The organism is Haladaptatus marinus (genome assembly GCF_051194195.1).
On the sequence record NZ_JBLZNK010000003.1, the window covers coordinates 1,298,192 to 1,323,468 of the forward strand.

General features: G+C 57.0%; 25 protein-coding genes and 1 pseudogene. 14 read left to right on the forward strand and 12 right to left on the reverse strand.

The genetic code is table 11. The features are described from left to right. Window positions 1-40: 40 nt before the first annotated feature. From ACN2TU_RS12970 to ACN2TU_RS12985, 4 genes are all read right to left on the reverse strand, one after another. Entirely contained in the window at window positions 41-763 is a 723-nt protein-coding gene (locus ACN2TU_RS12970; RefSeq protein WP_435155841.1) for a class I SAM-dependent methyltransferase, read from the reverse strand. An 86-nt stretch (window positions 764-849) separates the two neighbouring features. After that, window positions 850-1,803 (reverse strand): electron transfer flavoprotein subunit alpha/FixB family protein, encoded by a 954-nt coding sequence (locus ACN2TU_RS12975; protein WP_435155842.1) that lies wholly within the window; start codon window positions 1,801-1,803, stop codon window positions 850-852. Continuing rightward, window positions 1,800-2,591, reverse strand: a complete 792-nt coding sequence (locus tag ACN2TU_RS12980) for an electron transfer flavoprotein subunit beta/FixA family protein (protein ID WP_435155843.1) — start codon at window positions 2,589-2,591, stop codon at window positions 1,800-1,802. The genes ACN2TU_RS12975 and ACN2TU_RS12980 overlap by 4 nt, the downstream gene beginning before the upstream one ends. A 93-nt stretch (window positions 2,592-2,684) precedes the next feature. Beyond that, complete coding sequence (locus ACN2TU_RS12985; protein WP_435155844.1) at window positions 2,685-3,809, reverse strand: helix-turn-helix transcriptional regulator; 1,125 nt, start codon at window positions 3,807-3,809, stop codon at window positions 2,685-2,687. Between the two features lie 154 nt (window positions 3,810-3,963). Here ACN2TU_RS12985 and ACN2TU_RS12990 point away from each other — a divergent pair, with 154 nt between their 5' ends. Beyond that, window positions 3,964-5,238: a DUF7094 domain-containing protein gene (locus ACN2TU_RS12990; RefSeq protein ID WP_435155846.1), complete on the forward strand. Its 1,275-nt coding sequence runs from the start codon at window positions 3,964-3,966 to the stop codon at window positions 5,236-5,238. 19 nt (window positions 5,239-5,257) lie between these two features. Beyond that, window positions 5,258-5,449 carry an archaellin/type IV pilin N-terminal domain-containing protein gene (locus ACN2TU_RS12995; RefSeq protein WP_435155847.1) on the forward strand — a complete coding sequence of 64 codons (192 nt, stop codon included), beginning with the start codon at window positions 5,258-5,260 and terminating at the stop codon, window positions 5,447-5,449. A 274-nt stretch (window positions 5,450-5,723) separates the two neighbouring features. Here the strand turns inward: ACN2TU_RS12995 and ACN2TU_RS13000 are convergent, their stop codons facing one another. After that, a complete protein-coding gene (locus tag ACN2TU_RS13000; RefSeq protein WP_435155848.1) occupies window positions 5,724-6,347 on the reverse strand; it encodes a methyltransferase domain-containing protein in 624 nt (207 codons plus the stop codon). Window positions 6,348-6,509: 162 nt separating this feature from the next. On the opposite strand from ACN2TU_RS13000, the gene ahaH reads away from it, so the two are divergent. The 6 genes from ahaH (at window position 6,510) to ACN2TU_RS13030 (ending at window position 12,355) form a co-directional block, all read left to right on the forward strand. Continuing rightward, window positions 6,510-6,842 (forward strand): ATP synthase archaeal subunit H, encoded by a 333-nt coding sequence (gene ahaH / locus ACN2TU_RS13005; protein WP_435155850.1) that lies wholly within the window; start codon window positions 6,510-6,512, stop codon window positions 6,840-6,842. Window positions 6,843-7,214: 372 nt separating this feature from the next. Continuing rightward, complete coding sequence (locus ACN2TU_RS13010; RefSeq protein ID WP_435155852.1) at window positions 7,215-7,796, forward strand: V-type ATP synthase subunit E; 582 nt, start codon at window positions 7,215-7,217, stop codon at window positions 7,794-7,796. Continuing rightward, window positions 7,793-8,848 carry a V-type ATP synthase subunit C gene (locus ACN2TU_RS13015; RefSeq protein WP_435155854.1) on the forward strand — a complete coding sequence of 352 codons (1,056 nt, stop codon included), beginning with the start codon at window positions 7,793-7,795 and terminating at the stop codon, window positions 8,846-8,848. The genes ACN2TU_RS13010 and ACN2TU_RS13015 overlap by 4 nt, the downstream gene beginning before the upstream one ends. Next, a complete protein-coding gene (locus ACN2TU_RS13020; protein WP_435155855.1) occupies window positions 8,845-9,186 on the forward strand; it encodes a V-type ATP synthase subunit F in 342 nt (113 codons plus the stop codon). Before ACN2TU_RS13015 ends, ACN2TU_RS13020 begins: the two co-directional genes overlap by 4 nt. After that, window positions 9,183-10,943, forward strand: a complete 1,761-nt coding sequence (locus ACN2TU_RS13025; protein ID WP_435155856.1) for an ATP synthase subunit A — start codon at window positions 9,183-9,185, stop codon at window positions 10,941-10,943. Before ACN2TU_RS13020 ends, ACN2TU_RS13025 begins: the two co-directional genes overlap by 4 nt. Continuing rightward, window positions 10,943-12,355 (forward strand): ATP synthase subunit B, encoded by a 1,413-nt coding sequence (locus ACN2TU_RS13030; protein ID WP_435155858.1) that lies wholly within the window; start codon window positions 10,943-10,945, stop codon window positions 12,353-12,355. The genes ACN2TU_RS13025 and ACN2TU_RS13030 overlap by 1 nt, the downstream gene beginning before the upstream one ends. Window positions 12,356-12,961: 606 nt before the next feature. On the opposite strand, the gene ACN2TU_RS13035 is transcribed toward ACN2TU_RS13030, so the two are convergent. Together ACN2TU_RS13035 and ACN2TU_RS13040 are read right to left on the reverse strand one after the other, a co-directional pair. Then, window positions 12,962-13,237 carry a hypothetical protein gene (locus tag ACN2TU_RS13035; RefSeq protein WP_435155859.1) on the reverse strand — a complete coding sequence of 92 codons (276 nt, stop codon included), beginning with the start codon at window positions 13,235-13,237 and terminating at the stop codon, window positions 12,962-12,964. A 325-nt stretch (window positions 13,238-13,562) separates the two neighbouring features. Then, the gene (locus tag ACN2TU_RS13040; RefSeq protein WP_435155860.1) at window positions 13,563-15,767 is read right to left on the reverse strand and encodes a V-type ATP synthase subunit I; all 2,205 of its coding nucleotides are present in this window, start codon (window positions 15,765-15,767) and stop codon (window positions 13,563-13,565) included. Between the two features lie 450 nt (window positions 15,768-16,217). On the opposite strand from ACN2TU_RS13040, the gene ACN2TU_RS13045 reads away from it, so the two are divergent. Both ACN2TU_RS13045 and ACN2TU_RS13050 read left to right on the forward strand, forming a co-directional pair. Then, window positions 16,218-16,910, forward strand: a complete 693-nt coding sequence (locus ACN2TU_RS13045) for a V-type ATP synthase subunit D (protein WP_435155861.1) — start codon at window positions 16,218-16,220, stop codon at window positions 16,908-16,910. A gap of 178 nt (window positions 16,911-17,088) precedes the next feature. Further along, window positions 17,089-17,211 (forward strand): annotated as a pseudogene (locus tag ACN2TU_RS13050) (hypothetical protein); the annotation flags it as partial. 131 nt (window positions 17,212-17,342) lie between these two features. Here ACN2TU_RS13050 and ACN2TU_RS13055 read toward each other — a convergent pair. From ACN2TU_RS13055 to ACN2TU_RS13065, 3 genes are all read right to left on the reverse strand, one after another. Continuing rightward, window positions 17,343-18,278, reverse strand: a complete 936-nt coding sequence (locus ACN2TU_RS13055; RefSeq protein ID WP_435155863.1) for a branched-chain amino acid transaminase — start codon at window positions 18,276-18,278, stop codon at window positions 17,343-17,345. 96 nt (window positions 18,279-18,374) lie between these two features. Continuing rightward, on the reverse strand, window positions 18,375-19,034 hold the full coding sequence (gene ribB / locus ACN2TU_RS13060) for a 3,4-dihydroxy-2-butanone-4-phosphate synthase (protein ID WP_435155864.1): 660 nt from the start codon (window positions 19,032-19,034) through the stop codon (window positions 18,375-18,377). Next, the gene (locus tag ACN2TU_RS13065; protein WP_435155865.1) at window positions 19,031-19,735 is read right to left on the reverse strand and encodes a DUF120 domain-containing protein; all 705 of its coding nucleotides are present in this window, start codon (window positions 19,733-19,735) and stop codon (window positions 19,031-19,033) included. Before ACN2TU_RS13065 ends, ribB begins: the two co-directional genes overlap by 4 nt. 130 nt (window positions 19,736-19,865) lie before the next feature. On the opposite strand from ACN2TU_RS13065, the gene ACN2TU_RS13070 reads away from it, so the two are divergent. Beyond that, window positions 19,866-20,291: an alpha-amylase domain-containing protein gene (locus tag ACN2TU_RS13070; RefSeq protein ID WP_435155867.1), complete on the forward strand. Its 426-nt coding sequence runs from the start codon at window positions 19,866-19,868 to the stop codon at window positions 20,289-20,291. Between the two features lie 3 nt (window positions 20,292-20,294). On the opposite strand, the gene twy1 is transcribed toward ACN2TU_RS13070, so the two are convergent. Together twy1 and ACN2TU_RS13080 are read right to left on the reverse strand one after the other, a co-directional pair. Continuing rightward, a complete protein-coding gene (gene twy1 / locus ACN2TU_RS13075; protein WP_435155868.1) occupies window positions 20,295-21,338 on the reverse strand; it encodes a 4-demethylwyosine synthase TYW1 in 1,044 nt (347 codons plus the stop codon). A 245-nt stretch (window positions 21,339-21,583) separates the two neighbouring features. Further along, window positions 21,584-22,081: an Lrp/AsnC family transcriptional regulator gene (locus ACN2TU_RS13080; RefSeq protein ID WP_435155869.1), complete on the reverse strand. Its 498-nt coding sequence runs from the start codon at window positions 22,079-22,081 to the stop codon at window positions 21,584-21,586. A gap of 188 nt (window positions 22,082-22,269) precedes the next feature. On the opposite strand from ACN2TU_RS13080, the gene ACN2TU_RS13085 reads away from it, so the two are divergent. Genes ACN2TU_RS13085 through ACN2TU_RS13095 form a run of 3 tightly spaced genes read left to right on the forward strand, consistent with a single transcriptional unit; the run spans window position 22,270 to window position 25,153 of the window. Continuing rightward, window positions 22,270-23,268: an ornithine cyclodeaminase family protein gene (locus tag ACN2TU_RS13085; protein ID WP_435155870.1), complete on the forward strand. Its 999-nt coding sequence runs from the start codon at window positions 22,270-22,272 to the stop codon at window positions 23,266-23,268. Then, on the forward strand, window positions 23,265-24,485 hold the full coding sequence (ilvA, locus tag ACN2TU_RS13090) for a threonine ammonia-lyase (protein ID WP_435155871.1): 1,221 nt from the start codon (window positions 23,265-23,267) through the stop codon (window positions 24,483-24,485). Before ACN2TU_RS13085 ends, ilvA begins: the two co-directional genes overlap by 4 nt. A 14-nt stretch (window positions 24,486-24,499) precedes the next feature. After that, the gene (locus ACN2TU_RS13095) at window positions 24,500-25,153 is read left to right on the forward strand and encodes a trimeric intracellular cation channel family protein (RefSeq protein WP_435155872.1); all 654 of its coding nucleotides are present in this window, start codon (window positions 24,500-24,502) and stop codon (window positions 25,151-25,153) included. Window positions 25,154-25,277 lie beyond the last annotated feature (124 nt).

The window sequence follows — 25,277 nt, forward strand, 5'->3', positions numbered from 1 at the left end:
ATCTGTGCTTCAGGACGGGGGACGCAAATACGTGACGGGTTCAGTCTGCTGTCATCACGGCGCGAATCGACAGAAACGTGGGCTCCCGTGACACGCGCTCGAACGTATCCGGATCTTTTTCCCGAAACGTCTCGGTCGGTCTGGTTTCCTCGATACGGTCAAGTCGAAACCCCGAACTGAGGATCGGATTCAGGATCGCTGCAAGCGGTCGTCGGTACGTCGGAACTTCGACAGGATCGCCGAAACCCTCCCAGACGGCGCTCATGACTTCGGTCTCGAAGTAGTTTTTCGGGTCGAAATGGAAGAAGTCCGCGATGGGGTGCCCGGATGAGAAGACGACAAGCCCAGCAGGACGAAGGATGCACGCCAATTCCGAAAAAAGCGAGTCCCAATCTTCAACGTAATCGAACGCGAGTGAGCTGTACACGAGGTCGAAGCGGTTCGATTCGAAGGGAAGTTCCTGGCCGAAGTCACAGCGTAGAAGTTCGGCGTCCGGCGCACGCTCACGGGCGTGAGAAAGCATCGATGGACTTGCATCGATTCCAGTCACGTCCGCACCTTCGTCCAGCAGATGTTCAGTCGTGATTCCCGGCCCGCACCCGGCATCCAGCACCTCCATTCCCGAAATATCTGGAAGCAGTCCCTGCGTCGTCGGGCGTTCGAGGTCGGCGTTGAACGGTTTCGTCGGCGCGCGTTCGGCATAGCTGTCGGCTAACCGTTCGTAGGCCGAGAGGGCCAGCGGTCGCTTTCGCTCGTCGGTCATAATCTGCACTCGGGGAGAACCGTGAAAAAGGTCGCTAGTCGAACTGCACTTGTCGTTTGAGTGAAAAATACGAACCGAAAAAGCGTCTAACTGAACTGCTCGATGAGCTCAGGGACGACTTCGAACAGGTCGCCCACGACACCGTAATCGGCGATGTCGAAGATGGGCGCGTTCGGGTCGGTGTTGACCGCGATGATGGTTTCCGCGCCTTTCATTCCGGCAACGTGCTGAACTGCACCGGAGATACCGATTGCGAGGTACACTTTCGGCGTGACCTGCGCTCCCGACTGGCCGACCTGTCGGTTCTTCGGAAGCCAGCCGTTGTCCACGATCGGGCGTGAGGATGCGAGGGTTGCGCCCGTCGCTTCCACGAGGTCTTCGATAAGCGGGAGGTTGTCCTCCTCCTCGATACCCCGGCCGATGCTGACGATGAATTCGGCTTCGCTGATGTCCACGTCGCCACTGCCGACTTCCTCGAAACCGGTGACGGTCGAGCGAACTGCGGATTCGTCAACGTCGAAGTCGAATGCAGAAACTTCGGCGTCACCGACGCCCTCTGCCTCGGGCCATTCCGCACCACGGGTCGTGACGGCGAACTGGTCGCCCTCGACTTCTACCGTCGTCTCAACTTTCGAACCGTACATTTCACGGGTCGTCGTGAGCGTGCCGTCGTACTCGAAGCCGATGGCGTCCGTCACGAGCGGCAGGTCAAGTCGGTTGGCAACTGCGGGCGCGTAGTCCAATCCGTTCACGCTGTTCGGTATGAGGAGGAACGTCGGTGCGAGGTCGTTGTACAGCGCCTCGATGGCCTGCACGTACACGTCGTGGTTGAACTCCTCGCCATTCTCGACGGTGTGGATAGCGTCCACACCCTCGCGGTTCAGGCTGTCCGCGAAGGAATCCACGTCACCGCTGATAACTGCGAGGTGAAGGTCGCCACCCGCGTCGTCGGCGAGTTCGCGTCCGGCAGAGATGATTTCGAAGCTCTCGTCGCGGAGTTCGCCGCGGCGGTGTTCCGTGATGGCAAGCACGTCGCTCATTCTGCCACCCCCTTCTCTCGAAGGACTTCAGCGAGTTTCCCGGCAGTCTCTTCGGCGCTTCCCTCGAAGATTTCTGCGTCACTTTCGCTTTCTGGTTCGTACATATCGGTCAGCGTCAGGTCGCTCCGTACCGAATCGGCGTCGAGACCGAGGTCGGCAAGCGTTTTGGGTGCGATTTCTTTGGATTGGGCCTGTCGGATGCCACGCAGACTGGCGTATCGAGGTTCGTTGATACCGGTCTGAATAGTGAGCACTGCGGGGAGTTCCACGTCGGTCAGTTCCTCGACACCGCCCTCCAGTTCGCGGTGAACGTGTGCGACACCGGCGTCGGCGTCCATATCGAGGTCGTTCACGACCGCTGCCCATTCGAAGTCGATGTCGTCGGCGAGCGCGACACCGGTCGAACCGAACGCGTCGTCGCCTGCCTGCACGCCGGTCAGCACGAGATCAGGTTCTTCTTCAGCGACGACCGCGGAGAGAATCTGAACCTTTGTTTCGGTGTCGAGCAGGTCAACGTCCTCGAACGACTCGTCCCAGACGCGAATCGAGCGGTCTGCACCTTTGGCGAGCGCCATCCGAATCGTCTCTTCCGCGCGCTCGGGACCGATGGTGACGGTAACGACTTCGTCAGCGACACCTGCCTCGTTCAGTTGGACTCCTTCTTCGACGGCGTAATCGTCCCACTCATTGAGGTCGTATTCGAGGTATCGGTCATCTACCTCGGTTCCCTCGACTTCGAAGTCATCCGCGAGTTCGGCGACTTCTTTTACGGTCACAAGAACCTTCATGGTCAATTCCTTTCCGGGTAGGGGGTAAACGTTTTCGAAACAGTCGACAATGCACAACCCGTACTAATCGGTTTCCTTACTCGTTTGGACTGCTCACTCGTTGTCGAAATCGGCGATATCCTCGTCAGGAAGCGTAATGAGATTCTCGCGCCCAATCCGGAGTTTATCGACGCGGTCGTCTTTGTCCATGGACGAGAGGAGTTGTGACACCTTCGCGTTCGACCAGTTCGTCTCCGTGACAATTTTTGCCTGTTTCATCCGACCGCCGTTCTGTTTCAACAGGTGTTCGACACGCTCCTCGTCGGACAGCAGTTCGACATCGAGTTCGTCGCTCTCCGATTCGGAACCGTGTTCAGGTTCGGAATCGTGTTCAGATTCTGGAGACGGTGCGGGAGGTGCGTCGGCAGGGTCATCCGCCGATTTGTTGTCCCGTCGTTGCATCAAAACGTACACCCCGACGGCGCCGGTACTGACGACGAGCAAAAGCAGGACGATGTTGGTCGTCGAAATAATGGGAATTGTACCACCGTCAATTTTCGTGTACGTCACGTCGATTTCCTTGTTTTCAGAGTTCAGTGACTTCGGGCCTTCCAGCATTATTGTCCCGTTGCTGTGGCCGAAGTTCGGCGAGTTCTGAATCCGATATCCGGGAGGCTCCTCGATGATGAGTCGCTGGTCGGCAGCGAGCGAACCGAGCCACGTCGATTCACCATCGTCGAGCAAAAATGCATCTCGCAGGATTATTCTGTCGCCCTCGACTCGCGTAAAATTCGTCCAGACGAACGTCAGCGACAGCGTGTGGGTCGTGTTGCTCGACGTATATTTTCGTTCTGGGTCGAGAATCTTCATGTCGCGGCCCGTCTCCGCTTCCATCTGCTGGACGATTCGAATGAACACGTCTTCCGACGGGCCAATCGTATCGTCGCCGTTTTTGAAATCATCGCCGAGTTCTTTGAACGCGGCTGTTTCGTTCTCGTTTTGCGCGACGAACTCCATCGAAACATTCCACCGGGCATCACCATCCGGCTGTGGGGTAATCCGAATCGTGGTTCCGTTCGCCGTCTCGTTGACCGCTGACTGACTCGCAACAGCACCATCGACACTCGCCGGAGCATCGAGGCTATCTGTGGCCACGTGCCGTGTATCGGCCCCAGAAACACCGGAACCCACGATGAGGAGGGTGAGGAGGACTACAAGGAGGGAGGAATGTGACCGCATACACTTGTGTGGTAAATCGGGCAAGAAAATACTTTCCATCCATGCGATAAAACATCAGCGAGCGATTTGAATGATTTCCGTCCTTCTCCGACGTTCAAACAACTGCCCTTAAATCCCGTACGTATTTTAATGGGGACGTACGTACATCATCCACATGGCCCGGGTTCTTCCCGTCGTATTAGCAGTGCTCCTTGCCCTCGCTCCGCCCGCGGTTGCATTCGAAGCTGGGTCCACGAATTCGATGTCCACGGAGACCGGTGTGAAAGAGATAGTGGAACCACCGGGATTCAACAGCACGACATCGCAGCTGAGTCTCGGAACACCAGACCGCGCTGAAACGGATGCACCATCGCTCAGTCTCAGCGCAACCCTAGAGATGGAGAAAAACGAGATAGAGGCACAGAAGCGGATATATATGCTCGACGAAAAGCTGTCGAGCGCGAAAACCAATCAAGTCAAAGAGCAAGCGCTCCTCCGGTATCGATACGAAATCGAATCGCAGCTTTCGTCGTTGAAAAACACGGAACGAACCACCCGAGAGAAGTTCAACAGCGGAGAGATATCCGGCGAAGAGTACGTGAGACGGCTTGCGGTGCTCCATGCGAGAGCGGGGAATATCGAACAGTCGATACAGCACATGAAAACTCGCGGAAAGGATGTTCCACGGTTTACGCCGGAAGTGTGGACGCTCCAAGGGAAACTGATCCCGCTACAAGGGGCGGTACGGCAGTATGCAGTCAATCAGTACCGAGGAAAGTCGGAACCACAGACGGTTTACGTGGAAACGACGGAAAGCGGCGTCGTTCTATCCGCCATTCACGGAAATCAGTACGTCCGGGAAGCATATCTCGTTGAAAACAGAAATCCGGACGGAACGAACCAGCTGCTGCTTAAGCAAGCCCAAAACATCACCGCAAAACAGTATCCGTGGGTGCGGAACAACAGCAGCGGTGAGTTAAGCACGAGCACCAGGTTCGGGACGGGTATCTTCCTGACGACCCTCCCACACGAACACGGGGTAATCAAAGCGGTTCTCGACGGAAGCACGGAGAAGATATTCCGAGAAACGCAGTATCAATCTCTCGCCAGCGCCAACCACATCCCCTACGGTCCACCCGTTCGAAACAACACCACGTATCTCGAACTCGCTGTCAACCAAACCTACGCCGGCGGGCCGCTTCGGATCAACGTGACCGATGGCGACGGCAAACCGGTCAATAGTCGTATCTCGGTTGGAGAAACCGAAGTCGAGAAAGCCGGAAGCGACGGAGTGGTATGGACGATCGCTCCAAGGCGGAAATTCACCGTCTCCGCCACGCACAATTCGAGGACGGTCAACGTAACCCTCTCTCCATACGGAACAGCCAACACGAACACGACGACCGGGCCACCGCAATCGATTCGTCCAATCCGAACGTTGAAATACTGAAACGAAACCAGTTCGGTTCGTGCCGAATCGCGCTCTTTCACCCGTCGTTGCAACGGTGCTTTTGATCGTCGTCACGCTCGTTCTCGCGGGAACGATCGGCGCTGTCACGGTGGAATCGACGACGCTTCGGGAGCCAACATACGTTGCAATCGACGTTTCAGCTGATGCCGCAACCGACCGCCTGACGTTCGTTCATCAGGCAGGCGATTAGCTCAGAGTCGAATCGCTGACTGTCACCGTTTTCGTAAACGGAACGCCACTCAACCACCAGCCACCGTTTCCGTTCTTTTCGGCGAAGGGGTACCAATCCGGTCCGACCGGGCCGTTCAACAGCGCAACGAACGAAACGTGGAGTGCGGGCGAAACGGCGAGTTTCGAAGTCGCAGGGACGAATGCACCGCTGTTCGAAATCGGAGACGGAATGGTTGTTCGAATTTCGGTGGGAAAAGCCCTCGTCGCGGAGCTAGAAACGACAGCCAGTTAGGTTAGTTGTCAGGTACGCGCGCAACCGTCGTAATAGCAATGTCTGGGTCGTACTGCGGTCCCATCTCGCGGTGACGGATGTCCTCGTAGCCCGCTTCGCGGAACATTCGGTCTGCCTCTTCGCGGTCGTAAAAGAGCATAATCGAGTCCGCGACTTTTTGCATAACGCCCGTTCTGGGGTAGTTCGGCCCGACGACGAGCACTTGCCCGCCCGGTTTCGTCACGCGGCGGATGTCCCGAAGCGTTTCGACCGGATCGGGCCAATACTCGATGGAGCCGGACGACCAGACAAGGTCGAAGGAGTTGTTTTTGAATGGCAGTCGCTCGGCGTCGCCGCGATAGAAACTGACGGGGTCGTACTTGCCGATTTTCGCCCACGCTTTCTGTAACTGGTGGACGCTCTGGTCGAGCCCGTGGACGTTGTCCGTGTGTTCGAGCAGTCCCTCGGTTCCGAAACCGGTTCCACAGCCGACGTCGAGCACTCGGTCGTCTTCGTCGATGTCGAGCATCGACAGCGCCTCTGTCCGCATCTCTTCGTTCCAGATGAACGGGTTGACCGTGTCGTACACCTTCGAGAGATACTTATAGAAGATTCGTGCTCGACGTTTGTTTTCGAGGATACCCATTATCGGGCGCTTAGAACCGGGTTGTCATGAATCCCCACCTTTCATACCCACCTTTTACAACGGTCGCGGGCGGAAACGGCGACAACTACCGTCGTAAAAGGTCGTGGCGGTTCCGCAAGTAGTTTATAGCCGCTCGCGCAACCATTCGCGTGATTACAATATATGCCGAGACCAGAGGTTCTCGAACGAATTACGGAGGCCGAAACGGAGGCTGACGACATCGTCGCGGAAGCCAAAGAAGACCGCGAACAGCGGATTTCCGAGGCTCGTAAGACCGCGGAAGAACTCCGCGAGGAAGCCGAAGAGGAAGCCAGAGAGCTGGAAGAAACACGAATAGCGGAGGCGCGCGAGGAGATCGAAGCCGAGCGTGAGGAAATTCTCGCCGAAGGTGAGAAAGAACGCGAACAGCTCGAATCACGCGCGGAGGAGAACGTCGATGACACCATAGAGTTCGTCCTCGACCAGTTCACCGAAGAAGTGCACGCTCAGACCTGAGCAAGCGAACAAGGTCTCGGTGACGGCGGTCGTCATACCCAAAGTCATCGAAACAGTTCACTAACTGAACCGCATTCGCCTGTCGAACGGCGATCGGTCGTGGCAGGGGTTCGATCCCGACGACCCAATCGGCGCTGATGAGAGTTCGGTGAATTCGTCACGGTTCGCCATCGGGAGCAATTTCAATGTGGGCGACAAAGACACAGGAATACGGCGAATTCGTCTCTAACGAAGCGCTTTGGGAAGTTTTAAGAATCCAGTAACTCGAACTACGACCTGTTAGGCTATAGAGCCACAGAGGACCAAACAAATGTTCAAATTCATACTCGCATTAGCCGAGTTCAATAGAACACTCCCTTACCCCCTTCATCAATGAGCCTGGAAACGGTAGTTGAGGATATTCGAAACGAAGCCCGCGAGCGCGCGGAAGAGATTCGTGCGGAAGGAGAATCCCGTGCGGACGAGATAATCGCCGAGGCGGAGTCGGATGCCGAGGAGATTCTCGCGGTGAAAGAGCGCGAAATCGAGAACCAAATCGAGCGAGAGCGAGAGCAAAAGCTCTCCAGCGCGAAGCTCGAAGCCAAGCAGAAGCGACTGGAAGCCCGTCGGGACGTTTTGCAAGACGTTCGTTCCGATGTGGAAGAGCGAATCGCCACCCTCGGTGGCGAGGAGCGCGAAGAACTGACACGCACACTGCTTGATGCGGCGGCAGAGGAGTTCGACTCGGGTGACACCGTCCAAGTGTACGGACGGGCCGACGACGAAGACTTGCTCACCGACGTTGTTGCGGACTACGATGGCTTCGAGTACGCGGGAGAATACGAATGCCTCGGCGGCGTCGTCGCCGAAAGCGAGGCATCCCGCGTTCGCGTGAACAACACGTTCGATTCGGTGCTTGAGGACGTGTGGGAGGATAACCTCCAAGAAATCAGTTCGCGACTGTTCGAGCAATGAGTTCAACAGACGGAACATCGAACTACGGATACGTCAACGCCCGCGCGAAAGCACGGCGAGCCGCGCTGTTCGATGACGAAGATTATCGGAAGCTCCTCCGAATGGGTACGGGCGAAATCGCCCGGTACATGGAGGAGTCCGAATACGAATCCGAGATCAACGCGCTCGGTTCACGCTATGACGGTGTCGACCTCATAGAGTACGCACTGAACCGCAACCTCGCGAAGCACTTCAACGACGTGTTGGACTGGACGGGTGGAAAGCTGTACACCCTTATCGCGCGATATCTGCGAAAGTTCGACGCGTGGAACGTCAAGACGGTTCTTCGCGGCATCTACGCCGACGCAGACAGCCAGTCGGTTCGCGACGACTTGATTCACGCAGGTGAGTTCGACCAGTCGTTCCTCGACCGTCTGACCGAAGCAGGAACTATCGAGGATGTCGTCGAGATGCTCAGCGGCACGATTTTCGGCGACCACCTCGAAGCCGCATACGAGGATTACGAATCCACCGGACTGCTGATTCCGCTGGAGAACGCGGTTGACCGCGCGTACTACGAGGGACTGATGGAAGGCGTTACGGAGTCCGAAAGCCGTCCAACTCAGTTGTACGTCGAATTCCTGCAAGCGGAAATCGACTTCCGTAACATCCGAAACGCCCTTCGAATCAGTCGTAGCGGCGCGGACATCGACCCCTCGGAGTATTTTATTTCGGGTGGGAAGTTGTTCAAACCCTCGGAACTGTCACAGCTCGCCGGAAACACGGACGAGCTGATCAGCCGAGTTCGGGATAGCACGTACGGGAAAGATCTGGACGAAGCGCTCGACGAGCTGGAGCAAGCCGAGAGTCTCATCGGATTCGAGCACGCACTCGACGCGGCACTGCTCAAATACTCCGAGCATCTCTCACGCGTGTTCCCGCTGTCGGTGTGTCCAGTACTCGCGTACGTGCTCGCCAAGCAACGTGAGGTGGAGAACATCCGTGCCATCGCGCGTGGACGCGAAGCAGGACTGTCCGAAGACGAAATCGAAGACGAACTGGTGGTACTATGAGCCAGGAAATAGCCGTCATTGGAAGTCCGGACTTTACGACCGGATTCCGACTCGCAGGCGTCCGGAAGTTCGCAAACGTTCCAGACAGCGAAAAAGACGCTGACTTGGACGAGGCGGTTTCCGAGATTCTGACCGATGACGACGTGGGCATCATCGTGATGCACGACGACGACCTTTCACACCTCTCTCGAAACGTCAGAAACGACGTGGAGACGAGCGTGGAACCCACCCTCGTGACGCTGGGTGGTGGCGCGGGAAGCGGTGGACTCCGCGACAAAATCAAGCGTGCAATCGGTATCGACCTTATGGACGAAGACGAACAAGGAGACAACGAATGAGCCAGGCAACAGACAGCGATGTCGTCCGTGAGGACGGCGTCATTGAGAGCGTGAGTGGTCCGGTCGTGACCGCCACGGACCTCGGTGCCCGGATGAACGACGTTGTGTACGTCGGCGAAGAAGGGCTAATGGGCGAGGTCATCGAAATCGAAGGAAACAACACGACGATTCAGGTGTACGAAGAAACCTCGAACGTCGCACCCGGGGAACCCGTCGAAAACACGGGCGAACCGCTTTCAGTTGATCTCGGGCCGGGTATGCTGTACTCCATCTACGACGGTGTTCAGCGCCCGCTCGACGTGCTCGAAGACAAGATGGGCGCGTTCCTCGACCGTGGTGTCGACGCACCCGGTATCGACCAAGAGAAGACCTGGGAGTTCAACCCCGAAGTCGAACCAGGTGACGAGGTCGAGCCCGGCGACGTCGTCGGTATCGTCCCCGAAACCGAGAGCATCGATCACAAAGTGATGGTGCCGCCGGACTACGAGGGTGGCGAAGTCGTCTCCATCGAAGATGGCGACTACGCCGTCACCGACACCGTCGTCGAACTCGACAACGGTGAAGAAATTCAGATGCAACAGGAGTGGCCGGTTCGTGAACCGCGCCCATCCGTCGACAAACAGACGCCACGGACGCCGCTCGTGTCCGGTCAGCGTATCCTCGACGGCCTGTTCCCTATCGCAAAGGGTGGAACCGCCGCAATTCCGGGGCCGTTCGGCTCCGGAAAGACGGTGACCCAGCATTCGCTCGCAAAGTGGGCAGACGCGGACATCGTCGTCTACGTCGGCTGTGGTGAGCGCGGCAACGAGATGACGGAAGTTATCGAGGATTTCCCGGAACTGGAAGACCCGCGAACCGGCAAACCGCTGATGTCGCGGACGTGCCTCATCGCGAACACGTCGAACATGCCCGTGGCAGCACGTGAGTCGTGCATTTACACGGGAATCACCATCGCGGAGTACTACCGTGACATGGGATACGACGTTGCGCTCATGGCCGACTCCACCTCGCGGTGGGCAGAGGCGATGCGTGAAATTTCCTCGCGTCTCGAAGAGATGCCCGGCGAAGAGGGCTATCCGGCGTACCTCGCCGCCCGACTCGCCGAGTTCTACGAGCGAGCAGGCAAGTTCGAGAACATCAACGGCACGGAGGGTTCGGTGTCGGTTATCGGTGCAGTGTCGCCGCCCGGTGGCGACTTCTCCGAGCCGGTCACGCAGAACACCCTGCGTATCGTGAAAACGTTCTGGGCGCTGGACGCTGACCTCGCCGAACGGCGGCACTTCCCGTCCATCAACTGGAACGAGTCGTACTCGCTGTACAAAGACCAGCTCGACCCGTGGTACGAACAGAACGTCGAGCCGGACTTCCCGGAGAAGCGCCAGTGGGCGGTTGACGTGCTGGACGAGGAGGACGAACTCCAGGAAATCGTTCAGCTCGTCGGTAAGGACGCACTTCCGGAAGACCAGCAGCTCACGCTCGAGGTCGCACGGTATCTGCGTGAAGGTTGGCTCCAGCAGAACGCGTTCCACGACGTGGACATGTTCTGTTCGCCGGAGAAGACCTACCGGATGCTCGAAGCCATCCAGACGTTCAACGAGGAGGCGTTTGCCGCGCTCGAAGCGGGCGTCCCCGTCACCGAAATCACGGATATCGACGCCGCGCCGCGCTTGAACCGAATGGGAACGGCCGAAGAGTGGCAGGACTTCATCAGCGAAGTCGAAGAAAACATCACCCAACAGCTCAGGGAGAAGTACTAATGAAAGAATACCAGACAATCACGGAAATCAGCGGTCCGCTGGTGTTCGCCGAGGTTGACGAGCCGATCGGATACGACGAAATCGTCGAAATCGAAACACCTGACGGCGAAACACTGCGTGGACAGGTACTCGAATCAAGCGACGGTCTCGTCTCGATTCAGGTGTTCGAGGGAACCGAAGGTATCGACCGACAGTCGTCGGTTCGATTCCTCGGCGAGACGATGAAAATGCCCGTCACGGAAGAACTCCTCGGCCGCGTGCTCGACGGTTCCGGCAACCCGATCGACGGCGGCCCGGAAATCATTCCGGACGAGCGTCGTGACATCGTCGGTGCGGCTATCAACCCGTACGCTCGCGAATACCCCGAAGAGTTCATCCAATCCGGTGTGTCCGCAATCGACGGCATGAACACGCTGGTTCGTGGACAGAAACTACCCATCTTCTCGGCGTCCGGTCTGCCGCACAACGAACTCGCGCTCCAGATTGCGCGACAGGCGAGCGTGCCGGAAGAGGACGAGGGTGGCGACGGTGAAGGAAGCGAGTTCGCAGTTGTGTTCGGCGCGATGGGAATCACCGCCGAAGAGGCGAACGAGTTCATGGAGGACTTCGAGCGAACCGGTGCGCTGGAACGCTCCGTCGTCTTCATGAACCTCGCAGACGACCCCGCAGTCGAGCGGACGGTCACGCCGCGTCTCGCACTCACCACGGCAGAGTACCTCGCGTTCGACAAGGATTACCACGTGCTGGTTATCCTGACGGACATGACGAACTACTGTGAGGCACTGCGTGAAATCGGTGCCGCGCGTGAAGAAGTGCCGGGGCGACGTGGATATCCCGGTTACATGTACACTGACCTTGCGCAGCTGTACGAACGCGCAGGTCGTATCGAAGGCCGTGAAGGGTCTGTTACGCAGATTCCGATTCTCACGATGCCGGGCGACGACGACACGCACCCGATTCCTGACCTGACCGGGTACATTACCGAGGGTCAGATCTACATCGACCGTGACCTGAACTCGCAGGGAATTCAGCCACCGATCAACCCGCTTCCATCGCTGTCGCGCCTGATGGACGACGGTATCGGCGAGGGACTGACCCGTGCAGACCACTCCGGTGTGTCTGACCAGATGTACGCCGCGTACGCACAGGGTGAAGACCTTCGTGACCTCGTGAACATCGTCGGTCGAGAAGCACTGAGCGAACGTGACAACAAGTACCTCGACTTCGCAGACCGCTTCGAGAAGGAGTTCATCGACCAGGGATTCGAGACGAACCGAACCATCGAAGAGACCCTGACCATCGGCTGGGACTTGCTCAGCATGCTCCCAAAAGAAGAACTCAACCGTATCGACGAGGAGTACATCGACAAGTACTACCCCGAAGAGCAGGCCGAAGAAGTCGCGGCTGACTAAGTCGGATTCTCGTTTTATTCTTTCTTCGAAATCCACACAGAATCTACCGTTTCTCGTGCATCCGCTGTTCGAACTGCGAATAGCGTTCAATCCGCGACCTTCAACAGAAGGCGGAGAATTGGATTATCAAGGACTGTTTTCCATTCACTACCATCAGCTGTCGGTATCGGATGTCGTTCTCACCCTCGGCCGAGGTGTACGACGTTGTCTAGCAGTAGAAGGATAATTTGCCGTGAGAGCCGAGTTTCTCCCGAAGCGTGGCGTCGGTCTCGGATATCGGGTAACCGAATTCAGAAATTGGATTCGCCAGAACACGAAGGGTTGAGACGCGCCAGATAGACACGTCAGTTTGTGTAGAACCCATCGCAGTGGATAGTCGTCGTCCAGATTTCGAAATCGCCAAATCGTTTGGCATCTCTTCGCAGTTCCGAAATAAATACGTCATCGCTACGGTCTTCCGACACCAGCAGTTTTCCATAGCGAGAGCTAGTTCCGCACATTGCGTACCATCACAGTCGGCGCAGAGATGACACTACTGAGAATAGCGATTGCCACGGTGTAGAAATTCAGGGTGCGTGAAAAATTCGCCCGGTCGCTCTTCTCGTATTATACCGTGAAGAGGGTGACCAGTGCCAGAATGACCATCGTTTCCGGAAGGACGGTCATAACGAGTGCGACACCGAAGGAAACCGAATCCTCAGCGAGTGCACCGACTGCTGCGGATCCGATGCTACGCTCTGCAATACCTGCACCGAGGGCAGCAAGCCCCACGGAGAGTGCTGCAAGGCCAGTTGCCGGGAGTGCAGGCCCGCCTGCGCCCTCTGCGCCGGTCTGTTGCATTAGTGTGAGCGCGTCCATAAACATAGCTGTCTGTTCCATCATGTACCTAGGTGTTACTGGTTCTAGGCCATCAATAAAGCTTCCTAAATGCCGTCGCGCCAGTGGTTCTTGGGTCACGAGGATAACCATTTAAGATATTAGATATACAACAATAAATGGCGATATTCAGATACTGTTCAGTTCATTTCCAACTGATTATTGAAAATTCAGGGGTGAATATTCGAAGCATTGGTGTTCGACCGACGGCTATTTTTCGATTGATGCGGTGTTCAAAACATACTATATTCTGTTTCCAACACTAACAAAAATTCATAACGAGAAGTCGAGACTATGGACGGATATTCAAGGGAGAAAAAATCGTCGTCGCTTACTCTTTCGAGGTGTATCGACGTTCGTAGCCGAACGGTTTGTACACCTTACCACCGCCTTCGTAGTACTTGCTGAGGAACTCGACGAACTCCAGACGCAGGGCCTGCAGTCCTGCACTCGTGATACCGAGCGCGAGCACGACGAAGTGGCCGACGAGGAAGATTAGCAAGGCGAAGATGACACCGGCGATTCCCGAGTGGATGAGTCCGGGGAACATGATGGCGGCTTCATGCCCGTAGTGATGGGTCACCCAACTCGGACCGTGGTCGATCAGGAAGTGGAACTCGCCATGGTGGTTGTACGCACCGAAGACCAGCAGGTTGACCACGAACGCCATCCCGGCTTTCGCGAGCAGCACTGCCGCGATTCGCACGTACGAGAGGACGTTCACCAGAACCTGGAGGCTCTCCAACGCACCGGCGATGATACCGGCACTACCGTAGTGGAGCATTTCGCTGATAACCCTCGACGGGAATCCGATTCCAAGACCGACGGCGAGCGCCGCCCATCCGACCGTCGTGGAGAATCCGGCGAAGCCGAGTGCCAACGGATCCCCGTTGAACACGGTAAACAGGAAGTCGGGTTTTGCCCCCGTCATGGTCTTGCTGAAGATCCAAATCCAGACACCGACCATCAGGACGACCCAGGAACCGCTCTCGAGGTACGCGTCCTTGATTCCGTGAGACTCCAACTTCTGTGCGAAGTCGAAGATGTAACCCAGCGAGACGTGCAGAAGTCCTGCTAGGAGGCTGAGGACGATCCAAACGCGTGCGAAGTCACCAGTCGCTGGCGAGAGACCTTTCTCGATTGGCGGGTGCCCACCTGGCCAAACGACTTCACCGAGTATGTGGAGGCCGAACACCTCACCGAACAGCACACCGAACAGCGCTGTGAATCCGCCGGCCCACATGCCGATTTCACCGAGATGTTTGAGCGTCCTGCTGTCTGCCTTGCTATAGATGAGATATCCGATCAACGTGTACAACACCCCATAGCCAAAGTCGCCGATCATGAACCCGAAGAAGAGCGGGAACGTGAAGAAGAGGACGATGGACGGGTCGAACTCCGAGTATTTCGGTCTATCGACCAGCCTGACGAGTTCCTCGAAGGGTGTGACCGGTTCGGGGTTTTTCTGAATAACCGGTGGCTCGCTCGTCGTTTTTGTAGCGGTTCCACCGTCGGTTCGGGCAGTCTCACCGCCGTCCGCGGCAGTTGGGGTACCCTCACCTCCCTCGACAGTGTCGTGTTCCACGACTTGTCCTCTGTCGTTGTAGGACACGCGTTCGAGTTCGTCGATCTGGATGGATTCGCCCAACTCCTGGTTGAGACTGGATTCCAACTGAGAGTACTGCTTGCTCGGAAGCCATCCCTCAGCGACGAAGGCGTGTTCAGTCGTTGCGAACTGAAGCGGAGCTTCGGCCTTCTGCACCTCGATGGTCAGCTCTTCTTCGGCCGCAAGCAGGAACTCCGCTGAATCGAGCTTGATGTTCTCGAGGTCGTTCTCGACGCCCTTGAGCTTCGATTCGTACTGTTGGTATTCGTGCTGTAACTCGGCGACGTACTCTTCCGGACTACCGGAAGCGTCCGGAACCTCGATGGGCGTGAAGTCGACGCCAACGAGTGTTTCATCGAGCACGTCTTCTTCGGCATCCTCGACGGGGTATGCAAAGACGGCGATGACGCCGTTTTCGACAAATAGCTCGAATTGCTGAATTTCGTCGGAGTTACTTACAGCATCTCTGACGGCATTCTCGTTTCCTTTGCCGACTGCAACGAGGAGGTTTTCGTATCCCGACAGCAGATCGATATCGATTCCGAGATCGGTGAGCGGTTTTGCCGAATCGATTTTCTCCTCGACTGTGTGGAGGTCGTCCTCCAACTCACTTCGTCGGTCGTCGAGTTCGTTGACCCGAACACGAATATCCTCGAGTTCGGTCTCGACCGCTTCGTCAGTGACGATTCGTTTGACGTCGACCTCGTCCTCGTCGATGTCGAGCGTACTCTTGATAGCGCGGATCGTAACGAGCTTCTCAGAGATATCGTCCGCTTTTTCGACTGGATTACCTGGGTCAAAACCTTCCCAAGAACCATCGTAATCCGTCAAATCCATCAAACGTAGATCATAAACGATCTCGATCACATCGTGTAGAACCCGTTCCGATCCGGTGATCGAGACGCGACTCATCTGTTCTGGTCTAAGCATGTAACCCCCTTACACGCTTTTTAACGCGCTTTTCTTGCGTCCCTTTTTTTTGGTCGATAGTCTCGCTACTCATCACGCACTCATTCGTAGAGTGGCTATTAGTCGTTTACGAAGCCGACCGCTCTATAGCTATGCAGCCGGCCTGTCTCGGCAAGTGTCTACTCTCCCCGTTCAAACTTCCTTCCGGTCGTTTCGAACGCGTGGAACGAAAGTATACCGAAATCAGATGTAACCGACTGCCGACGCGAGAATGACACGCTGATTTTCTTTCGCTGTTGGTCGTGGTAGGGGTTCAAACTCCGGTGAACGCCAATCGAGTCGATTGGTTCATACTAATGCCGTGCGTGGGTTCTTGTTGAGGTCACACTGTCGGTATTTTTCCGGACACTCAGACGCCACCAATCCCGACTGTAAAGTATTATCCCCTTCGAGTTTTTACAGTCAAGCAAGATGGCCAAGGACGTCAAACCCACTCGGAAGGAACTGATGCAGATAGAAGACCGCATCGACCTCTCCGAGCGGGGCCACGACACGCTGGAGAAGAAACGAGACGGCCTCATCATGGAGTTCATGGATATCCTCGACCAGGCACAGGACGTTCGCTCCGGTCTCGATGCGGACTACCAGCGCGCACAGCAGACCATAAACATGGCTCGCGCGATGGAAGGCGACGTGGCGGTTCGTGGGGCTGCCGCCGCACTGCAGGAACACCCGGAGATTACGACCGAATCGAAAAACATCATGGGTGTCGTCGTTCCGCAAATCGAATCCTCGAAAGTCAAGAAATCGCTGGACGAGCGCGGATACGGTGTGCTCGGCACGAGCGCCCGAATCGACGAAACTGCGGACGCCTACGAGGAACTGCTCGAAAGCATCATTCTCGCCGCGGAAGTCGAGACGGCGATGAAGAAAATGCTCACCGAAATCGAGACGACCAAGCGCCGTGTCAACGCGCTAGAATTCAAACTGCTACCCGAACTGTACGAAGCGCAGGATTACATCGAGCAGAAACTCGAAGAGCAAGAGCGCGAGGAGATCTTCCGAATGAAGAAGATCAAGGCCAAGAAGGAAGAAGAGGAGAAAGAGGACAAGCAGGCTCGCGAACCGGAGCGTGCGGAAGGCGAAGTCGCCGTAACGAGCTAACTTTCGGTATCGTTTTTCTTTCTGCGGTTTCTCAGCAGTAAAACCGGCTTCGAGAGTAGTCCAGGCTACGAGCTGAGCACTGTCGTACCACCATCTCCACTGGAAGCGAAGGAGGTATCAGCGAGGAGTTTCGGAAGTGTGTCGCCGATTTTTAGTATCACACGCGTGGGCTGACAGGGTGATAGACAAACTCAACGAGCCGTTTGCACACTACGACATTTCTGACCTCTGGCGTGCGCTATTCGTCACGATGAATCTGTTTCGCTGGGTTGCGAAAGAGGTCAGGGAGGAGTCAGGATGCGAGTATCCGGATGGGGGAGGATGCGGCGGTGACCGCGTTGGTGGAGGAACTTTTCGAGGGAAGGGACTCCTGAAAACCTTCAACGGTAGTTCTACCGTAAACCGTGAAGAACCGAAAAGCTGCGAAGCCGACTATTCGTTAATGTACGTGAACCACTCTTCGTGGTCGTCGATGCGCCGGTTCACGAGGTCGAAGAAGCGCGACTGGATTTCCTCAGTCACGGGACCGCGGCTTCCGTTGCCGATTTCGACGTTATCGACCTGTCGGATTGGGGTGACCTCCGCCGCACTGCCGGTGAAGAACAGTTCGTCGGCGGTGTGGAGTTCACCGCGGCTGATGGTTGCATCGTCGTGGACGGTGTAGCCCATCTCGCGCGCCACCGTGATGACGCTGTCGCGGGTGATACCATCGAGGATGCTCTGGGAGAGGCCGGGCGTGTAGATCTCGCCGTCGCGCACGAGGAAGATGTTCTCGCCGGGACCTTCCGCGACGTTACCTTCTTTGTTCAGGACGATTGCCTCGACGAAGCCGTTTCGTCGGGCTTCCTCACCAGCGAGCAGGCTGTTAACGTACAGACCGGTCGTTTTGGCGTTCGTCGGAATTTGGCTGGAGGAATGTTTGCGCCACGAAGAAACCATCACTTTCACGCCGTTTTCGAGGGCTTCGTCACCGAGGTATGCGCCCCACGGCCATGCGGCGATGGTCACGTCGGTTGGGCAGTCGCCGGGACTGACGCCGAGGCTGTCGTAGCCGTAGTACGCGATTGGCCGAATGTAGCAGGAATGGAGGTCTTGGCGGTCGATGAGTTCGAGCGTAGCCTCCGTGAGTTCCTCCGGTTCGTACTCGATTTCCATATTGTAGGGCTTGCAGGAATCATAGAGGCGCTGAAGGTGTTCCTCCCAGCGGAAGATTGCGGGGCCGTTTTCGGTGTCGTAGCACCGTACACCCTCGAAAACACCGGTTCCGTAGTGTAGTCCGTGTGTGAGGACGTGGATTTTCGCGTCGTCCCAATCGACGAACTCGCCGTTCATCCATATCGTATCCACATCCATCTCGTCAAAGCTCATACGTTCGCCTCAATGAAGGCCAAGGTAATCAGTTTTGGCGATTGTCTCCGAACGATTGTTCGGAATTACTCGAGCGGGAGTAAGCAGTGAAGCAAGTTAATCCAGCGTCTCGATAATCTGTGCGCCTTCGAGATACGGGAATCCGTGGCGTTCGGCGTACGCTCGTGCGTCGTCGGGTGAGAGCGCGCCACCGGTCTGGTCGTCCAGCATTTCACAGACGACGACGGCGGGTGCCTGCTCTGCGGCATTCGCCAGCGCGATACCGAGTTCGGTGTGGCCACGTCGTTCATCGAGCAGGCCGGGTGCGGCGCGCAGCAGGTGGACGTGCCCCGGCGCGCGGAACTCGTCGGCAAAGTCGAGTTCGTGAGGAGCGCTCGCCGCGTTTGCCAGTTCGGTGATCGTCAGGGAACGGTCGTCGTCGGTGATGCCGGTGTAGGTGTCGCGGTGGTTCACGGTCAGCGAGAAAGACGACCGTGAGTCGTAGCCGAGGTCGTGGCCTTCGCTTGCGGGATGGTCGATGATTTCGTCCATGTACGCGAGATCAAAGGCTTCCGCAACATCGTACGAAAGCGCGACACAAATCAATCCTCCTGCATCGTTGCGGAGGCGGGAGACTGCCTCCGGGGAGACCGCTGCCGCGGGGTAGATGAGATCCGTTTCTCCCTCGCGGTCGGCGGCGTCGTGGACGAGCAAGGGCGAACCCGCCCGGAACTCCTCAATTGCCCGCTCGACCGCCGCAGCGGCGGTCTGACTCATGGTGCCTCCTCGACGTGAACCGTGACGTGGTCGTCGTCACCCAAGTCGAGTTCGTTGCGGAGTTTCTTGGGAGCGATGAGTTCCAACTGGTTTTCGTCGTGGTGGGTTCGTTCGGGTGCGATAACGTGGGCTCGTTCGTACGAATCGCCATCCGTCGTTTCGATGGCGGCGGGGTAGCAAACTGCTGGGCCATAGGTTCGGTCGCCATCTTCCCAGCCGTTGATCGGGACTGGGTCGAGCGCGTCCATCGCGGATCGGGAACGGACGCTTTCGGCCGTCAATTCGACGTTCAACGTGCCGGGGAAGGGTTCGTAGCCCAGTCGTTCCATGAACTGCTCCATATATCCGGACAGTGAGATGTAGTGGCGGCCTTCGCCCATGCCACCGGTAACCGTACCAGAAAGATCGACGCCGGAGAGATTTTCGAAGATGCGCCGATAATCCTCGTATTCGCGTTTCAGTTCCCATTCGCCGTCGTCGGTGATGGCGACCCACTGGCCGTTACTGACTATTTCACGGGTGATGAGGCCCGCATCGTCGAGCTGTTGGAGGCGACGCGACGCCGTCTGATTGGAGGCATCGAGGCGGTCGGCGAGGTTGGCACACGAGACTTTGACCTCGCTTTCGAGTGCGCCATCGATGGCAAGTAGCTTCAACGCGGCGAGTTCGTCGTACCCGACCACGAGCGATGTCGCTGGCATACTCGACATTCCGTGCTTCGTTCGTTTAAGCATACCGGAAACGATATGCGTAACAGAAATGTGATGCTGTGACGCGAAGTCCCGCAGTTGGGATAGCAGATAGTCCGTCACCCCATCTAAATTTGCTGGTTTGTGGCGGTGTTCAAACGCCCATTTCACTGAGAACCACGACGAGGGCGCACACTCACAGTATCATCTCGCGCATGCCTTCGTCCTCACCAGCGAGGGGACACCGATGGTGTACAACCTCTACCCGAACGCCATCTTGGACGACAGCGACGTCAACAACATGGTCTGGGTCAAGAAGAACCTCGCGGGCGGCGAAACGTACTGGCGACACGTCGACGGCGACCTCGCGGTGTACGAGCGATACAACAACCTCCTCATCGGCATCAACAACGGCGGAGGGTCGCGCACGCAGTCGGTGTACACTTCGTGGACGAACACGACACTCAAGGATTACAGTGGAACCGGCGGCGACATCACGACCGACGGAAACGGCTGGGTCGATATCACGGTGCCATCGGAGGGTTGGGTGTTCTACGCGCCATACTAGAACTCAGTTGGTCTTTTTCCACTCCCCAGTCACCGAATCGCGCGCCCAGAACTCGCTATCCTTCTTCAGTTTCGGAACCCACGTATCCTCGGTTTTCGACAACAGTGCGACCCGCGAGGCAGGCACTTGTTTCAGCACATCGTGGTCGGGCATGTATTCTTGCACTTTCTCGGTGAACTCCACGACCTCCTCGTGGTCTAACATCGCCGAGCGGTCGAGGCGACCGCGCGAGTGGCCCACGTGCATGTACGCCTTGAGTTCCACGAAATCCGGGTCGGCGCGCTCGTAAAACCCGGCGTACCAGTCCGGATTGGCGACGTTCTCGCCGCCGACGAGCGTGGTTCGGAGGACAGTTCGTGTGTCCTCTTTCTCGGCGAGCACGTCCATCGTGTCGATGAGTTTCTCCCACGCATCGTCGTCCACCGCCCGAACCACGCGGTCGAAGGTGGCCCGGTCTGCGGCGTCCACGCTGACGTAGAGTTGCGTCGGGTTGCACTTCGCCAGCATCTCCGGATTCGTTCCGTTGCTCACGAGGAACGTGGTGATGTCTCGGTCGTGGAACGCCTCGATGAGTTCAGGCAGGTACGGATACAGCGTCGGTTCGCCGTCGAGACTGATTGCGACGTGACGCGGCTCCATCGACTCCTCGAAGATTTCGCGGGGAACGTCGTCGTTCCCACCGAATCCCGACAGGAGTTTGCGCTGGAGGCGGATGCTCGCATCGACCACGGCTTCGGGGTCGTCCCATTCCACGTCACCGAGTTCGTAGGAGTGGCCGCGGTGGTCGCGCCAGCAAAAGACACAGCGCTCGTTGCATTTCACCACTGGCGTCATCTGGATACAGCGATGAGACTCGATGCCGTAGAAGATGTTTTTGTAGCATTTCCCTTCCCCTCGAAGGGCGTTCGCCGTCCACCCACAGGTTTGGGCGGCGGTGTGGTTTTCGCTGTGGTAGTTAGGGCTGTCTACCTGTTTTGGCCCGTCATCAGAACTCGAAGCGTTCTGATTGCTCGTCGAGGTCTCCTCGACGGTGTCTGACTCGCTCATTAGGGCGGCGTAAGCGTCGTGGCGTCAAAAGATGCATGGGTCTCGGAGTTCCGAGTTCGGAGGTGGGTGTCATCCTCCATCGCCGAAGTCGAAACCGAAACGCCGCGATATATCACTGCCATCGGTTTTGATTTGGTTTCTCGTTCGATTGGAGTCACGACCGGATATGCCAGCCACGAGTGACGTGTTTCGCGTTCGGATGCACGTATCTGGTGGATTACCTCTCGAAACGGCACGTCAGTTGCTCACATCTCATCGAGCAGTTCTCGTTCCAAGGTTTCGAGTGAGTACTGTTGAAGTGGTTCGTGGCCATCTCGGAGTGTGCTTATCGTAAACGTCGATTTGGTTCGTTGGACGCCATCGATCGCTTCGAACTCGCTGATGAGTGTTTCGACCATCGACCGGTTCGAAAGCTGTGAAATGACGAAAAAATCCGTATCCCCGGCTGCGAAATAGACGTGTGTGACTCCCTCAACGTCGCGTAGGCGCTCACCGACGTTTTCGTGGTACCCCTCACCGTACTCCGCGATCACCTCTACGATGAACGTGATCGGAAATCCGAGTGCTGCCATATCGATATCGTAGTGGTCGTTTCGAATTACACCGTTTTCCCTGAGAGCGTTGATGCGATAGTTGACCGTTGAAAGCGGAATGCCAGTCTCCTCTGCAATGAATTCGGGACTTCGCGTCTCCTCGTCGGCTATCGTCTTGAGAATCAGGAGATCTTTTTCGTCAACATCCATACGTCCCGATTCGCAAATCGGCTACTCCAGTCCTTCGGTCAACCGTGCTCGCGGTATACAGCCATCGAATGCAGGTTTTCCCACCAATATCAGAATTTTGTCTTTTTGAGTCCGATTGCACTATAGACCAACTATCGAACGTTAATTGAATCGAAAGACTAAGATAGTGATTTGTCGGTGTTACTACTATGGCACACGAGCACTCACATCAGGAGACACGTATCGTCACGGGCGAAACCGTCGAACGGCTCGTCGATATGGAGACGGCAATCTCAGCGGTTCGCTCTGCCTTTGTCGATATCGGATCGGACGATGCTGTGATGCCACCGAAAACCTACGTCGATGTCCACGCCGAAAACGGGGACTTTCGAGCGATGCCCGCCGCTGTCGATGGGAGTGCTGGTGTAAAGTGGGTCAACGTCCACCCCGACAACGAAGAGCGGTTTGGTCTCCCGACCGTGATGGGCCTCGCAATCGTGAGCGATCCCGCTTCGGGGTATCCGTTGGGAATTCTCGACGGAACGACCCTCACACGGATTCGGACAGGGGCCGCTGCGGCGGTCGCTACCGATGCCCTCGCTCCAACCGACGTATCCTCGCTGGGAATCCTAGGGGCGGGTGAGCAGGCTCGGACACAGCTCGACGCGATTTTGCAGGTTCGTGACCTCGATGAAGTTGTCCTCTCGGACCTCGACGACTCTGCTATCGAGCGATTCATCGACGCCGAATCGAACCGCAACCTCTCGATTCGACCTGGTAGTCCGGAAGACGTCGCCGCGTGTGACATCGTTTCGACTACGACACCCTCTAGAGAGCCGATCCTTCGTCGGGACTGGATCGAGGCAGGAACACATATCAACGCCATCGGTGCTGACGCCGAAGGAAAACAGGAACTCGAGACAGAACTGCTCACCGACGCCGCAGTCGTCATCGACGATTGGGAGCAGTGTGCTCACTCCGGCGAAATAAACGTGCCAGTTTCGAATGGCGCACTCACTGAAGTCGATCTTCTCGGAACACTGGGTGCCGTCCTCACCGATGGGACTGAGACAGCAGCGGATTCAATAACTGTCTTCGATTCAACTGGACTGGCGATTCAGGATATCGCCGTCGGGTCAGCGGTGTTTGAGGCTGCGAAAGCCGAAGACGCTGGAGAACGTATCGATATCATCGGAGCCCAACAATGACGGTTACACTCGACGACATCGAAGCCGCTGCGGAGCGGCTCGAAAAGTCGCCCGAAATCAGAGAGACGCCCGTCGAACGGAGTTCGACACTTGGAGACCGTGTCAACGCAGAGGTGTGGTTCAAGTTCGAACACCTGCAGAAGACGGGGTCGTTCAAACCCCGTGGGGCATACAACAAGATCGCACAGATTGCGGAGGGTAATACTACTCGGGTGGTCGCAGCGAGCGCGGGTAACCACGCTCAGGGAGTGGCGTTCGCGGCGACGGAGCTGGGGTTGGATGCGCTAGTCGTGATGCCCGAAACGGCGCCGCAAGCGAAAGTCGATGCGACCCGAAGCTACGGTGCAAGTGTCGAACTGGAAGGGGATACGTTCGCCGACGCGATGGCCCTCGCGAAGTCGTACGCTGACGAACCGGGAACCACGTTCGTCCACGCTTACGACGATCCGGCGGTCGTCGCCGGGCAAGGCACGCTCGGGCTTGAACTCCTCGAACAGCTTCCCGACCTCGATACAGTTATCGTCCCCATCGGAGGCGGTGGCCTGATCAGTGGAATCGCAACGGCAGTCAAAGCGATCGATGATTCGGTGCGTGTCGTCGGCGTTCAAGCGGAGATGGCGGCAACGGTTCCGCAAAGCCTTGAGAAAGGGCATCCCATCGAGAACGCGACACCACAAACGATCGCCGATGGGATCGCCACGGGAAGCATCTCTGAGCTGACGTTCGAGAGTATCAACACCCACGTTGACGAGGTATTGACGGTATCGGATACGGATATCGCTCACGCAACGCTATGGCTACTTGAACGCTCGAAGCAGCTGGTCGAAGGTGCGGCCGCAACGTCCGTCGCGGCGCTATTCTCCGAGAAGTTCGAGTGCAGTGGGGAAACGGTTGTACCGCTCCTGTGCGGCGGCAATATCGATATCGCGACGCTTCAAGACGTTCTGACTCGTGCCCTCGTTGACCGTCGGCAGTTCGTCACGCTGTACGTTCGCATCGACGACCAACCGGGTACCCTCGGCAATATCGCTCAGATCATCGGGCGGCATGACACGAACATCAGAAGCGTTCGACACGACCGCTCGGAAGACGGGCTACCAGTTGGAAAGGCAGACCTGGTAATCCGCGTATCAACGCCGGGGGAGGCGACGATAAACAGAATCGTCTCGGAAGTGAGCGATGCGGGCTATCAGGTTCGGCGCGTCGTGCCGTCGTAGGGAGTACTCGGAATATGGCACTCACACCACCACTTGCGGAAACGTTCACGATTGCGAACGCCATCGGGCTCGTCGCGTTCGCGCTTGTTGGAGCGAGTAAGGGGATTCGTGAGGAGTTCGACCCGTTCGGAGTTCTCGTTGTCGGCTTGGTCACCGCGTTCGGTGGCGGAGCCATGCGGGATATACTCGTGGGACGGCTCCCACTGTCACTCCAGCAGTTGTCGAACGTCGGTTTCGCACTCATGGGAGTCGCGCTCGCAATCCTGCTCTCGGTGCTTCTCGAAACCCCGGATAGACACCCCATTTCGATCGGGGCTGACGCAGCTGGTTTGGCGGCGTTCACGACCGCCGGGGCGCTCGTTGCGGTCGATACGGCCGTCTCGCCGTTTGGCCTCGTCGCAGTCGCGACCATCAACGCTGTCGGAGGTGGCGCGTACGCGGATATTCTTTTGGATCGATCGCCATTTATCCTACTGCGGGGCTTTTATGCCAGCTGTGCGGTTCTCGGCGGAGTCGCGTTCTGGGTAGTAGTAGCAGGAGGCTTCGGGACGGGTACTGCTGCCATCGGATGTGCGATTACAGTTTTCTGTACTCGAAGTGGTGCAATTCACTTTGGAATGGGGTTTTCGGCGGTTTCGACGATGGTTCAGTATCGAGACAACTTCTGAATTGACGAACCGTATCAGCTGAGATCGGATGCTAATGAACTGGACGAGACGGTGGCGCTCGCATGAGAGCCACGGAAGACCTCTCGTGGGGCGGTTCGGTTTCGAACGTTTCGTTCACACAACC

Coding starts and splice junctions, on each gene's coding strand:
- ACN2TU_RS12970 (WP_435155841.1), bottom strand. CDS start 763: ATGACCGACGAGCGAAAGCGACCGCTGGCCCTCTCGGCCTACGAACGG.
- ACN2TU_RS12975 (WP_435155842.1), bottom strand. CDS start 1,803: ATGAGCGACGTGCTTGCCATCACGGAACACCGCCGCGGCGAACTCCGC.
- ACN2TU_RS12980 (WP_435155843.1), bottom strand. CDS start 2,591: ATGAAGGTTCTTGTGACCGTAAAAGAAGTCGCCGAACTCGCGGATGAC.
- ACN2TU_RS12985 (WP_435155844.1), bottom strand. CDS start 3,809: ATGCGGTCACATTCCTCCCTCCTTGTAGTCCTCCTCACCCTCCTCATC.
- ACN2TU_RS12990 (WP_435155846.1), top strand. CDS start 3,964: ATGGCCCGGGTTCTTCCCGTCGTATTAGCAGTGCTCCTTGCCCTCGCT.
- ACN2TU_RS13000 (WP_435155848.1), bottom strand. CDS start 6,347: ATGGGTATCCTCGAAAACAAACGTCGAGCACGAATCTTCTATAAGTAT.
- ahaH (WP_435155850.1), top strand. CDS start 6,510: ATGCCGAGACCAGAGGTTCTCGAACGAATTACGGAGGCCGAAACGGAG.
- ACN2TU_RS13010 (WP_435155852.1), top strand. CDS start 7,215: ATGAGCCTGGAAACGGTAGTTGAGGATATTCGAAACGAAGCCCGCGAG.
- ACN2TU_RS13015 (WP_435155854.1), top strand. CDS start 7,793: ATGAGTTCAACAGACGGAACATCGAACTACGGATACGTCAACGCCCGC.
- ACN2TU_RS13020 (WP_435155855.1), top strand. CDS start 8,845: ATGAGCCAGGAAATAGCCGTCATTGGAAGTCCGGACTTTACGACCGGA.
- ACN2TU_RS13025 (WP_435155856.1), top strand. CDS start 9,183: ATGAGCCAGGCAACAGACAGCGATGTCGTCCGTGAGGACGGCGTCATT.
- ACN2TU_RS13030 (WP_435155858.1), top strand. CDS start 10,943: ATGAAAGAATACCAGACAATCACGGAAATCAGCGGTCCGCTGGTGTTC.
- ACN2TU_RS13035 (WP_435155859.1), bottom strand. CDS start 13,237: ATGATGGAACAGACAGCTATGTTTATGGACGCGCTCACACTAATGCAA.
- ACN2TU_RS13040 (WP_435155860.1), bottom strand. CDS start 15,767: ATGCTTAGACCAGAACAGATGAGTCGCGTCTCGATCACCGGATCGGAA.
- ACN2TU_RS13045 (WP_435155861.1), top strand. CDS start 16,218: ATGGCCAAGGACGTCAAACCCACTCGGAAGGAACTGATGCAGATAGAA.
- ACN2TU_RS13055 (WP_435155863.1), bottom strand. CDS start 18,278: ATGAGCTTTGACGAGATGGATGTGGATACGATATGGATGAACGGCGAG.
- ribB (WP_435155864.1), bottom strand. CDS start 19,034: ATGAGTCAGACCGCCGCTGCGGCGGTCGAGCGGGCAATTGAGGAGTTC.
- ACN2TU_RS13065 (WP_435155865.1), bottom strand. CDS start 19,735: ATGCCAGCGACATCGCTCGTGGTCGGGTACGACGAACTCGCCGCGTTG.
- twy1 (WP_435155868.1), bottom strand. CDS start 21,338: ATGAGCGAGTCAGACACCGTCGAGGAGACCTCGACGAGCAATCAGAAC.
- ACN2TU_RS13080 (WP_435155869.1), bottom strand. CDS start 22,081: ATGGATGTTGACGAAAAAGATCTCCTGATTCTCAAGACGATAGCCGAC.
- ACN2TU_RS13085 (WP_435155870.1), top strand. CDS start 22,270: ATGGCACACGAGCACTCACATCAGGAGACACGTATCGTCACGGGCGAA.
- ilvA (WP_435155871.1), top strand. CDS start 23,265: ATGACGGTTACACTCGACGACATCGAAGCCGCTGCGGAGCGGCTCGAA.
- ACN2TU_RS13095 (WP_435155872.1), top strand. CDS start 24,500: ATGGCACTCACACCACCACTTGCGGAAACGTTCACGATTGCGAACGCC.